The organism is Phaeocystidibacter luteus, from assembly GCF_008933115.1.
Taxonomy (GTDB): domain Bacteria; phylum Bacteroidota; class Bacteroidia; order Flavobacteriales; family Schleiferiaceae; genus Phaeocystidibacter; species Phaeocystidibacter luteus.
Genome location: NZ_WBVO01000015.1, coordinates 1 through 11,224, shown reverse-complemented (window position 1 = coordinate 11,224; position 11,224 = coordinate 1). Strand labels below are relative to the sequence as shown.

6 protein-coding genes are annotated in these 11,224 nt (G+C 45.8%); 3 read left to right on the top strand and 3 right to left on the bottom strand.

The window, feature by feature from the left end; all coding sequences use genetic code 11:
- Positions 1–6 precede the first annotated feature (6 nt).
- From F8C67_RS13640 to F8C67_RS13630, 3 genes are all read right to left on the bottom strand, one after another.
- The gene (locus F8C67_RS13640; RefSeq protein WP_151668420.1) at positions 7–1,605 is read right to left on the bottom strand and encodes a T9SS type A sorting domain-containing protein; all 1,599 of its coding nucleotides are present in this window, start codon (positions 1,603–1,605) and stop codon (positions 7–9) included.
- A 374-nt stretch (positions 1,606–1,979) separates the two neighbouring features.
- Positions 1,980–4,061, bottom strand: coding sequence for a T9SS type A sorting domain-containing protein (locus F8C67_RS13635; protein ID WP_151668419.1), 2,082 nt, complete (start codon positions 4,059–4,061; stop codon positions 1,980–1,982).
- 236 nt (positions 4,062–4,297) lie between these two features.
- On the bottom strand, positions 4,298–4,801 hold the full coding sequence (locus tag F8C67_RS13630) for a hypothetical protein (protein ID WP_151668418.1): 504 nt from the start codon (positions 4,799–4,801) through the stop codon (positions 4,298–4,300).
- Between the two features lie 356 nt (positions 4,802–5,157).
- Here F8C67_RS13630 and F8C67_RS13625 point away from each other — a divergent pair, with 356 nt between their 5' ends.
- The 3 genes from F8C67_RS13625 to F8C67_RS13615 all read left to right on the top strand — a co-directional run bounded on the left by F8C67_RS13625 (position 5,158) and on the right by F8C67_RS13615 (position 10,508).
- The gene (locus tag F8C67_RS13625) at positions 5,158–6,495 is read left to right on the top strand and encodes a metal-dependent hydrolase family protein (protein ID WP_151668417.1); all 1,338 of its coding nucleotides are present in this window, start codon (positions 5,158–5,160) and stop codon (positions 6,493–6,495) included.
- A 204-nt stretch (positions 6,496–6,699) separates the two neighbouring features.
- Positions 6,700–9,462, top strand: a complete 2,763-nt coding sequence (locus F8C67_RS13620; protein ID WP_151668416.1) for a TonB-dependent receptor — start codon at positions 6,700–6,702, stop codon at positions 9,460–9,462.
- A 62-nt stretch (positions 9,463–9,524) separates the two neighbouring features.
- Entirely contained in the window at positions 9,525–10,508 is a 984-nt protein-coding gene (locus tag F8C67_RS13615) for a purple acid phosphatase family protein (RefSeq protein WP_151668415.1), read from the top strand.
- Positions 10,509–11,224 lie beyond the last annotated feature (716 nt).

The window sequence follows — 11,224 nt, the reverse complement described above, 5'->3', positions numbered from 1 at the left end:
GAGGTATTAGTTTGAGGTGCGCACAATGTGCTTGAGTGAATAGGCCGAATTGCCCTGTCGAACAATCACCGTGTAGATTCCTGGCATGTTCAAACGCACTGGATGAACGATGTTCGGACTGTATTCACGCTCCGATTGTGACATGATTCGACCACGGGCATCCGTGACTGTAATGCTCACGTCACCCTCCATTTCTGGTAAATCATTGATTTCCAACGTGGCTTCTCGGCCACGCTCAATCGGATTCGGATAGATCTTTAATTCAGGGCCTGATAAGGCGATGTCTTCTACAGACTCTTCTCCAATTGAAACTACCTGCATCATCCGATAATTTCCATTGGTGTCTAATATGGATACTACATACTGACCAGCCGTGGCAAAACGACTAGTAGAACTTCCATTCACCCGGTTTAACACCGTTGAACCATCTGTAAGCGATTGAACTTCAACATCCCATGCAGACATGCCGCGCTCATTGACAACAATTTGATTGTCGATCACTTCAATGGACTCGTCTTCGCACTCCATTTGAGGATTCGTAGTGAAGAAATAATGACGAAAATCCTGAAGGTTCGATAAGTCTACTTCATACTTCCAAAAACCGTCGGTCATTCCAACAAGTGGCAGGTATTGTACAACGGTGCCATCGTATAGAAAAAGAGAATCTTTAAGCTCTACGCGGTCTACTGATTTAACACGCAAGATGAGTGTCGATTCATCGCTTGACCAGTTCTGCAACTGAAACTTCCATTGTGAAAGTGGGTGTGCTACGCCATCTTCGATTCGACACGAAGAAGCCGTGCTTACTTTTGAATCTTTCTCTGAAAAGATTACAAACGATTCATCATCAATTGTTGAGGCGGGCATTGTGCCTTCATCTGCAATTGAACCCAAAGACAACCAAAGTGCATCACCTTTGGTCGTAACCGTTTGCGTTTGATAAAAACGCTCTGCATCACTTCTACCTAACCCGATGACGCGTTCCTTGTAGAGTCTGTCAATTCGTGTATCCCAATAATGTCCGTTCTCTGGTGTCCAGTAATCACGCCACTGAGCTTTATCATTTTCTGTGATAGTAACAGAGTATTTCAAGGCCAGATAGCTGTTCACCTTGCGCAGTTGTTCGCGTGATAAAATGCCATCGAAAATGATGAGCTCCCCAATCTCAAAAGCACTAGATGAATGAACATCATAACTCGATGACGTTCGAAGCGCATAATGACTGGGACGCTGAATCTGATATGTTAGCAGTGTCGGCTCTCCCTTTTTTAGTTCGGTTGACATCGACTCACCACGCATTTCAACATGGTCATCGAAAATTGCAACATCACCCAAATGAAACAACAAGGTCCCGCTTGGATTCTCATTCGGCTGAATCACCATAAAAACAGTGCTGCTTCCTTGCAATGAAAGCGCATCCATTTCCGATGCGTCAAGCGCTTGTTCTAGATTGAACGAATGATAATTGCCAATGGTCGATAAGGCATCTTCTTGGGCCATCCATGTGGTAGGAGCCTGAACGCCACCAGGATTTGGTGCATTCTGAGCGAAGGTATGTGCTCCGATTAGAATCGACGAGAGTAGTAGAAGTCGAGAGCGATGCATATAGGTTTGATTTTAGAACTACAACTAGTAAAATCCACCTAAAAACCCTGTGTACATATTAGACCTGAACCTAGTCTATATTGAACTGCATAAACACCATGGCAATAGCGGTCATGAGTCAATAAGAGTTAACAGTAAACACTGTGAACGACAATTCATTAATGTTTGTGAATTGAGAGACGACGAGATTGAGATATATAAGAACGAGAGATTTTAGAGATGCACAAAGATGCGACGCTTTAATTTTATATGCAACCGTCCTATCTGCAATTAATCCCTACTTAACATAGTTACAACCTCTCCATTTAGCATTGCCTCTCACAATCAGAGAAAATGAGACCCAAACTTCCTAGCTAATATTTGATGTCATTTTCTCACTCCACAACAACCCTATCCACCTGAACAACCCCTCCTTCAAACTCCCATTTCAAGAGGTAGATTCCCACAGTCAAAGCTGGAAGCTGAATTTCATTGTTCGATACTTTGATAGTTGAGATGGTTCTGCCTGATAGGTCTAGAACCTGAAGTTGATTTGGAAGTTCATTGGGTGAATACAGCGTGAGGCTACCGCTTGTTGGATTCGGATAGAAAGTCAACAATGGTGTTGTCGACTGTTCCTTGATGCCCACCTCGTTGTAATTGATGCAATCAGAAGTATCCGAGCAGGATCCGTTTGTTAGCACAACCGCATAACTTCCATTCGCCGTGGGAAGAAAGGTTGAATCTGTGGCTCCTGCAATAGGCGAGTAGCCATTCGCACAATCTACCCATTGGTAAGAGGTTCCTTGCGATTGCTCGAGAGCAACGAGTGTAGCATTTCGGTTCTCAATGGAGGTATCCTGACTGTACAACACTAGAACTCCAACTGAATCGATTGAGTTCGGATTGTAGGCGGTGTCGGAGTATGTTCCAGGCATGTTGTAGTTGTTGCCCCACCAAGTAATGTTACCACAGACTAATGTTGTGTCGTACGAGATTATCCCTCGTTCTGCTGCGCCGATGTCCCTACGTCCGAAGATAGGTCCGTTTTGAGCTGGGGAGAAATCGGTTGAATCTCCAGCGTTGTACGCTGGACTGTTTACCATTGGAATGTGGGTGGGATACAGTCCACCGTTCATGGCGAGTGGTTCCATGTTCAAGCCACTGGTTACACCTACAATATCGGTTGGTTGTGCGGAGGATGGGGAGTCATAAAGTACGTTGTAACCTTGCGATTCTAGATAAACATTATGAACTCCGTCTGGGCTGCTATTTCCTGCAATGATACAACCTTTGATAGTGACAGTATCAATTGGTGAGTTAAACAAGGAGTAGGTAATTACTCCATTCGTTCCGGAGTTGTTAACGATTGAAACATTTTGCAATAAACAATCACCCTTGACGAGAATGACACCATCGCTCGTACTCGTGTTTCCTGAAATAGTAGAGTTTACTAATTCGCAATCTCTACAAAACAACGCTGCTGCAGAAGAAGCTGAGATGTTATTGATAAAGGAGCTCCCGCTGACATACATTCGATTAGCTGTGAGTGTTCCTCCAGCCGAACTGCTATTAATGATCCTGTTGGCTTCAAACAAGCAGTTTGTAACACTGTCTCCGTCCAACACGTCATTAGCACTTTTCCAGACATCAACCGCACTGCCCGTACTTCCTGCTTCATTCTGCTTAAATATGCATTTATCAATAAACACCTTTTCTCCCCATGAAAAGATTGCTCCACCTATCGTCGTGGTCGTATGGATTGTCAAATTCCTGTTCTTTATAAATTCAGAATTCAAACATCGTAAAGGACTGTCCCAAACAAACAATCCAGCTCCATCATATTCGCTCGTTTGTCCACGGAAAGATGAGGAATCAATGAAAGTAGAGCCCTGGTAGATATATACTCCTCCCCCTAGACAAATTGAGGTGCAGTTAGAGATCCTATTTCTCACAAAAGAGCTTCTAACTATTTTGACATGCGCTCCAGTGATATGACAAGCACCTCCATCACCACCATTATTGTTCTCGTTCCCTTCAAAATGACAATCTTCAATTGTCACGCTATCTGCATTCAGAACTAACAAAGCTCCTCCATGCCCATCACTAGTGCTTACTGTATCCCGACCGTTGATGAGAGTTAGGTTCTTGAATTTCAAGTGTCGGTTTGACCCGCCAGTAATGTCGACATAGAATAGTCTGGTATGTTTTCCTCCATTAATATAAAGTGTATCCGTCGCTGTGTTAATGCCTTGAATGGTCAATCCCTTGTTGATGATAATATCACTTTGCAGTGTGAGTGTATCGCTTCCATTGGCAAGCAGACTTGGACTCAGTGATATCACATCTCCTGGACTAGCTGCAAGGATTTCACCGCGTAGAGATCCGGGACCGGAATCATTCAGGTTTGTAACGGTTTGAGCTGAAATAGATGCAGTGGCAAACAAAGCCACAATTGAGAGAAATAGATTCTTCATTCGAGAAAGGAAAGAGATTACAACTTCAAAGTTAATGAGTTTAAAATTGACTTAACAAAAGATGCTTCAATCCAGACAATGATTTGTGATTGTAAGGAGGAGCTTCTAAGTAAGAATCCCTAATCGTTCTCAAAAGAGCAGTGGATTTGAAGGAAACAAAGTCGTCGGGGAGTTTATCCAGATGATCCTGGAGCTCCGACTAGCTCTAAATAGTGAAAGCTATTCACTATGACGCCTCACTCAAACTTTATACTATTGAATGCGGAAAGGAAGGATCTTAGTTCGCTCCTACTTCTCAAGTCCTGTGTCATGTACAGAACATTATAAACCCTATCCTCCTTGATGATTATCCCTGAGAATAGTCTAAATGCCTGTCCTTCAAACTCATATCTAAACTCTCCCCATTTTGCAGGGACCGAATCTATACTTGTGGAGAAGTTGACAACGACACGAAAACTATCAAAGCTTTGAGGATATTGAACCGAAATAATGTTGGTCCATAAATCATCTAATTTGTCACCAGTTGAAGGAAATTGATTGATTTGAAAGACAACGTATCCGCCACCAGAAGACTCTGCCTCCAATCCTTGATACACAACTCGCGAGCTTTCACTTTCAAGTTCAACCCAACCTTCAACAGGTACAAATGATAATTCCAGCTCTGGATAATCTATCCTCCCTTGTGAGAATAGAGTAGATGAAACGAGTACAAAAGATAAAACGAATAGATTCTTGAACACCATGAGAGATTAAGTAATGAAAGCAACAAAGAACGTGAAACAAGCGCACCCTTCATTGTTTTGATGGAATCATTCACAACTACCTCCAATCCCATTCGTTGTCTTCCGGGTCCTCAGGGTTGTGTCGGACAAGTAGCTCCATGATCTCCATACAACGCATCCCCATGTGCGATTTTGAGAGAAGTTAAGCGTGCTTTTCCGTAAACGCTAGGTCACTCACCGAAGTACGATTATTCCGAAAACCTAGGCACTTTACTTGGTAATTCTATAACTTTTGCCTTCTCAAAGACTGATATACCCAATTGCTGCGCGTCTATAAATCACGACAGTTCAAAGCAATCAAAAGAAAGACCCAGATGAAAGCCCTAAATCTCAACATCATCACAGCTGTTATGATGTCTCTCTCATTCCTTACCAGCCATGGCCAGGAAGCTGAACAAACGATTCTCATCACAAACGCAAAAATTTTTAACGGGTCCGAAAACCTAGTTGAAGGAAAGGACGTGCTAATTCAGGGGAATAAGATTGTCCAGATTGCCGAGGGTATTGTTATCACACAAGACTCTAATTCGACCATAATTGATGCTGGAGGTAGAACCCTCACTCCGGGTTTTATTGACATGCATGCCCACATTATGTTTCAAATGCCCTTTGGCGTAGCAGCAAATAGCGATGAGTACTACTGGGCCTATGTATCTACTCAGGCGGCTGAAATGTACTTATCCCGCGGATTCACCACTATTAGAGATGCAGGAGGTAATTGTTTCTCCTTGAAAAAAGCCATCGACCAAGGCATTGTTGAAGGACCTAGAATTTTTCCTTCCGGCCCGATGATTTCTCAAACTTCTGGTCACTCAGATCACAGAACCGATGCATTTCCATCTCAGTTGGTTGAAGATGAACCAAGCATCTTCATGAAATACAATCAAGTTCAAATTGCAGACGGTCGAGAAGAAGTGCTAATTGCAGTTCGTGAAAACTTGAGACGAGGAGCCTCGCAAATAAAAATTAGCGTTGGAGGCGGCACAGGGTCCTATGCCGACCCGCTAGATGTGACACAATACACCGCTGATGAAATTCAAGCGTCCGTTGAAGCAGCGGAAGATTGGGGCACGTATGTTACGGCGCACGTTTACAACAGCGACGGTATTATCCGGGCAGCTGAAAACGGAGTGAAGTGCATAGAGCATGGGAACTTAGTGGACGAAGCCGCTATGAGAATCATGAAAGAGTACAACATGTGGCTCTCGCCGCAAGTCATCGTATACACCTATCATCCAAATGGTTATACAGATGATCAAAAGTTGAAGCATGACCAAGCCTATGCTGGAATCGACAATATGTTCACTATTGCCAAGAAGATAGGCTTTGTCAATATTGTTTTTGGATCCGATATCATCACGAGTCTAGAGGAGTTATCCACCATCAATAGGGAGTTCGAGTTGCGCACCGAATGGTTCACACCTACAGAAATCATGAATCAAGCAACATCAAAGGCATCAGAACTGCTTCAATTATCAGGGGAGCGAAATCCGTATCCTGGACAGATTGGAGTCATTGAGGAGGGAGCTTATGCGGATTTACTTCTGATTAATGGGAATCCACTCGAAGACATCACCATTCTCCAGGATGCAGAATCCAATTTGGCTTTGATCATGAAAGATGGAAAGATCTTTAAGAATATCATCGAGTAACTGAATTTGTCATCCCAATCTCGTGGAAGTCGCCATAGTGCACCTCAACACTTCACACAAACCATTTGCACTTAACACAAACCCCCATCTTTTTACACTTTTCTAACCTCGATTCATGCCGTTTCTAACTTAAAGGAAACCTCAAGCTAAAGAAGGGGTCAACACAGAGTGGTTGTTTTGGTTTTGAACTAATTCTCAACCACCATGAAGTATCTTTACTCATCGCTTTTCCTCTTGTTCTCTGTGGTGACCCTCGCCCAAACAGGGAACATCAGAGGTTATATTTATGACGAACAGAATCTGCCTCTACCCGGCGTCTCTGTTGAGATTTCCGAAATCGGAAAGATGGCCGTAACCGACCTCCAAGGTCAGTATGTCCTCACCGGAGTTCCTGTCGGATCTCAAACTATCACCATCCATTACATCGGATACACCGACCAGTCCGTTTCTATCAATGTAGAAGAAGGAAAAACCGTTTCGCAAACCACTGTGCTCACCGTTTCCTCCAACGAACTAGGTGAAGTTATTGTTACGGGTAACATTATTAGAGGTCAGGCCAAAGCCCTCAACACCCAACGCACGAACGGCAACATTACCAACGTCGTTTCTTCCGACCAAGTAGGTCGTTTCCCCGATGCAAACATCGGTGAAGCCATGCGTCGTATTCCTGGAATCACCATGCAAAATGACCAAGGCGAAGCTCGCGATATCATCATCCGCGGTATGGCACCTCAACTCAACAGCGTAATGATCAACGGTGAACGCGTTCCTTCCGCCGAAGGCGATAACCGCCGTATTCAAATGGACCTTATCCCTGCCGATATGATTCAAACTATCGAAGTGAACAAGGCCGTAACTCCAAATATGGATGCCGACGCCATCGGAGGTTCCGTTAACCTCGTTACTCGTGCCGCCCCGAACGGACAACGTATTTCCGTAACCGGTGCTTCAGGTATCACCGCCTTCAACAACCAACCACTTTATACCGGAGCTTTCGTTTACGGGAACCGCGTGGCAAACGACCGCCTCGGCATCGTCGTTTCTGGTTCTTATAATGATGTGGATTACGGCTCAGATAACGTAGAATTCGAATGGGATTACGACGCTAACGAACAAGATCGTTTTATCACCGACCAACAGATTCGTCAGTATTACGTTCGCCGCGCCCGCCGAAGCATCTCTACCAACCTCGACTATAGATTAGCCGAAGGTCACACTGTATACGTTCGCGGTATTTACAACTGGCGCGACGATTGGGAAAACCGCTACCGCTATCGCTTGAAGGATATCGAAAAGCCCGATGCAAACGGCATCTCACTTGCCGAAGTTGAGCGTCAATCTAAAGGAGGTATCGATTCCGATCGTATCAAAAATGCCCGCTTGGAAGACCAGCGCATGTGGAACGTTCAAGTTGGTGGTGACCACCTCTTCGGAAATCTCGAAATGAACTGGATGGTCACTCGCGCACGCGCTTCCGAAGAACGCAGTAACGAGCGCTACATCGAGTACGCATTCGACGATGGTAACACCGAACTCATCAGCGTTCGTTCTGACTTCAGCGACCCGCGCTTCCCACTTATCTCTGCTGTAAACCCAGGAGCAACACAAGGTTCAAACATGGTATTGAACGAGCTTACTGAAGAGTATCAGTTTACGGAAGAAAACGACCTAAACGCCCGACTTGATTTCACGCTACCACTAAGCGATGGCGACTACGCCAGCGAACTCCAATTCGGTGGACGCTACCGCAACAAAGAGAAGCTTCGTGCAAACGATTTCTACGAGTATGAGCCAAACGACGGTTCAATCGGAACTATGGATGACATCGATTTGATTAACGTTACAAACGAAGATTTCCTTGCCGGCTCTAAGTATCAGGCAGGTCGTTTCGCAAGTCCAGAAGCGCTTGGTCGCCTTAACTTGAACGGATCTAATTTCGATAGCGAATTGCTTTTCGAAGAATTCGCACCAGCCAACTACACCGCTACCGAAAACATCACGGCTGCTTACGCAATGATCGACCAAAAGATCGGTGCAAAGCTTCGTGTAATTGCAGGTTTGCGTTGGGAAAATACTCAGACCACTTATACAGGAAACCGTTACAACGACGATACCGACGAGGTAGAAGGAACAACGGGAGATCAGAACTACAACAACTTCCTACCAGGTATTCACTTGAAGTACGACGTTCAGCCGAACCTCATCCTTCGTGCCGCTTGGACAAACACCTTGGCTCGTCCAAACTACTACGATATCGCTCCTTACGAGCTCATCATTGTTGATGACAACGAAATCGAATTGGGTAACCCCAACCTCACCCCTGCACTAGCGACGAACTTCGACTTGATGGGTGAGTACTACTACAAGTCTATCGGTATTCTTTCAGCCGGAGTATTCTACAAGCAAATCGACGACTTCATTTACACTTCTCAACGTCGTGATGTAGCTTACAACGGCAATGTTTACGACGTATTCACTCAGCCATTAAATGGCGGTACTGCCGATGTTTTTGGTGTTGAATTGGCATGGCAGAGAAAGCTCGACTTCATCCCAGGTAAGTTCTGGAATGCGATGAGCATCTACACCAACTATACCTACACCGAAACTTCAACTACCGGTGTTGATGGTCGCGAAGAAGGACTTCCACTTCCGGGAACTGCCAACCACATGTTGAACGGTTCATTGGCCTACAACGACGAGACGTTCACAGTTCGTGTTTCTGTAAACTACGCCGATGATTACATCGACGAGTACGGCGACGAAGCGTTCTTTGACCGCTACTACGACGAGCAACTTTTCTTGGACGTGAACGTGTCATACGCCATCACTCCATACTTGCGCATTTTTGCTGAAGCAACAAACCTCACAAACCAGCCGTTGCGTTACTACCAAGGTATTCAGGAGCAAACTATGCAAATGGAATACTACAACGCGCGCTACCAGTTTGGTGTGAAGCTCGACCTTTAATAGACATTTCAACCTATGAAGGCTGCTCTAGGAATGGGGCGGCCTTTTTTACATTTATAGACATGAAGATTCTTCCTATTTCACTTTTGGCCATTGCGGCCGCCTGTACAGCACCTACAGAGCAAAGTTCAGCCCCTGTAGCCATCGATCCGTATCCATCAACCCTTCAAATTGAATCGTTGAATGACCTCGAGACTCTTGAAGACGGACTCAGTTTTTATGTCATTGGCGATTGGGGGCGACAAGGATATTTTCATCAAAAAGACCTAGCGGAAACGATGAACCAGGCGGCATTTGTGATCGAGCCGGAATTCATCATCTCGACAGGTGACAATTTCTACGACAACGGCGTTGCTTCGGTAGATGATCCGCTTTGGGAGGGATCCTTCGAAAATATATACACGGGTAATTTTCTTCAGGCTCCTTGGTATGTGGTGCTCGGCAACCACGACTACAGAACGAATCCACAAGCGCAAATCGACTACTCACTTAAGTCTGCAAGATGGACTATGCCGGCCCGCTATTGGGTTACCGACATGGAGCTTGAAGATGACGGCGATGTTCGCTTTGTGTTCATGGATACTAGTCCGTTGGAAGACGACTACTACACCGAGACCAAGTACCGCAACGTTTGGGGTCAGGACTCAACGCGACAGCTTACATGGCTCGATTCTGTGCTTGCACAAACCACCCAAAACTGGAAGATTGTTGTGGGTCATCATCCCTTGTACACGGGAGGAAAGCGTAAGGACGACCCGGCATATGTTCGTTCGCATGTGGAACCTTATTTTGATGAATATGAGGTTGATGCATACTTCTGCGGACACGAGCATGACTTACAGCACATCAAGCCGGAGGGTCACAAAACGCATCACTTTGTGAGTGGCGCTGGCGCGGAATGTCGCCCAACGGGAGAGCGTGAAGGGACACAATTCGCGAAATCGGAAACTGGATTCATGATTGTGACATTGACATCGGAAGAGATGTTGGTGCAGGCGGTGAATTGGAAGGGAGAGGTGTTGTATAAGACGTCGATAGTGAAGTAGCGGGAGGAATGTCTCACACAGAGACACGGAGGACTCAGAGTGATTTTTAGTTTCTCGCGGAGAAAATGAGGGAATAACGTGGTGGAGAGCCTCACACAGAGACACGGAGGGCACAGAGGGTTCGAGATGTTCGTGGTGGATCATCGGGCGTGGTCCACCCGCCGGCTGGCGGGCAAGCTGCAAAATCGCAATATCAAAATCATCGCTACTCGTAAAAATCGCAAACCGGGTTCGGGGAAGCGGCCACCTGTGTCCTGGAATTGATAGCTGCTTTGAATTCCTAGCAATAGGCACGGTGCTTTAGCGCGTGCCGGGCATTATCATCCGAACGCCATTCCCCGCCGGCTGGCGGGGATAATTTTAATAGCCTCGTGGCTTTAGCCCGAGGTTCATGGAGGGAATAGAGGTTTCTCGCAGAGAAAATGAGGGAATAACGTGGTGGAGAGAGAACGCGGGGTGCGTGGTTCGCCCAGCTACAGGCACGATGCTTTAGCGCGTGCCGGGCTTGAAACTCGAACGGTTTTTCATCCTGACGCCTTCAGCCTCTTGCCTCATAAAGCCGTGGTTCCAGGCATGTTGCTTTAGCTCATGCCGAGTTTTCCGTACGCCATTCCCCGCCGGCTGGCGGGGATAATTCTCTTAGCCTCGTGGCTTTAGCCCGAGGTGCATAGAGGTTTCTCGCAGAGAAAATGAGGTGTGCGTGGTGGAGAGCCTCA

Coding starts and splice junctions, on each gene's coding strand:
- F8C67_RS13640 (WP_151668420.1), bottom strand. CDS start 1,605: ATGCATCGCTCTCGACTTCTACTACTCTCGTCGATTCTAATCGGAGCA.
- F8C67_RS13635 (WP_151668419.1), bottom strand. CDS start 4,061: ATGAAGAATCTATTTCTCTCAATTGTGGCTTTGTTTGCCACTGCATCT.
- F8C67_RS13625 (WP_151668417.1), top strand. CDS start 5,158: ATGAAAGCCCTAAATCTCAACATCATCACAGCTGTTATGATGTCTCTC.
- F8C67_RS13620 (WP_151668416.1), top strand. CDS start 6,700: ATGAAGTATCTTTACTCATCGCTTTTCCTCTTGTTCTCTGTGGTGACC.
- F8C67_RS13615 (WP_151668415.1), top strand. CDS start 9,525: ATGAAGATTCTTCCTATTTCACTTTTGGCCATTGCGGCCGCCTGTACA.